This window comes from Sandarakinorhabdus sp. (assembly GCF_040398645.1).
GTDB lineage: Bacteria > Pseudomonadota > Alphaproteobacteria > Sphingomonadales > Sphingomonadaceae > Sandarakinorhabdus.
The window spans coordinates 1-1,082 of record NZ_JBBATR010000124.1; the positions used below are offsets into that span (position 1 = coordinate 1).

1 protein-coding gene is annotated in these 1,082 nt (G+C 63.8%); it reads left to right on the plus strand.

The annotated features are described in order from the left end of the window. Window positions 1-190 precede the first annotated feature (190 nt). Window positions 191-1,082 (plus strand): acetyl-CoA carboxylase biotin carboxylase subunit (locus ABWP50_RS13530; RefSeq protein WP_353218509.1); only part of this gene is annotated, 892 nt, incomplete at its 3' end.

Sequence of the window (1,082 nt, forward strand, 5' to 3'; positions counted from 1 at the left end):
GCCGCCGGAATGAGACAGCCTGTCACGCCCACCCCCCTGCGCTGTTGCACCGCACCACAAGGAACGGGGCGTGGCGGGGCTTTGCGGTCACCGGCAGCCCGTCCTCAGCTAAATTCGCCAAAATCGATATGTTGCACAGCGGCTTTGCCCCGCTATGAAGTGACCATCGAGCAATCGGGAGCACTGCGCCTTGTTCACAAAGATCCTGATCGCCAATCGCGGCGAAATCGCCTGCCGGGTCATCCGCACTGCCCGCGCCATGGGCATCGCCACGGTTGCCGTCTACTCCGATGCCGACGCGGGCGCGCTGCATGTGCGCGAGGCGGACGAAGCCGTGCACATCGGGCCATCGCCGGCGGTCGAATCCTATCTGATTGCCGACAAGATCATCGCGGCGTGCAAGGCGACGGGCGCCCAGGCCGTGCACCCCGGCTATGGCTTCTTGTCCGAGCGCGCCAGCTTCGTTGAAGCGCTGACCGCGGCCGGAATCGCCTTCATCGGCCCGCCCGCCCCGGCGATTGCCGCCATGGGCGACAAGATCGAATCGAAACGCCGTGCCAAGGCCGCCGGCGTGAGCGTCGTTCCCGGCTTTGTCGGTGAAATCACGGATACCGAGCACGCCGTGCAAATCGCAGCCGGCGTTACCTATCCGGTGATGATGAAGGCCAGCGCCGGCGGTGGCGGCAAGGGTATGCGGCTGGCGTGGAACGAAGCCGATGTGCGCGAAGGCTTTGATTCGGTGCGCCGCGAAGCCCTGGCCAGCTTTGGCGATGACCGCGTTTTCATCGAAAAATTCGTCGAGCAACCCCGCCACATCGAAATCCAACTGATCGGTGACCAGCAAGGCAATATCATTTACTTGAACGAGCGCGACTGTTCGATCCAGCGCCGCCATCAGAAGGTGGTTGAAGAAGCCCCCTCCCCGTTCGTCACGCCCGACATGCGCCGTGCGATGGGCGAGCAGGCCGTCGCCCTGGCCCGCAACGTGGGCTATTTCAGCGCCGGCACCGTGGAATTCATCGCCGGCGCCGATCGCAGTTTCTATTTTCTGGAAATGAACACCCGCCTGCAGGTTGAGCACC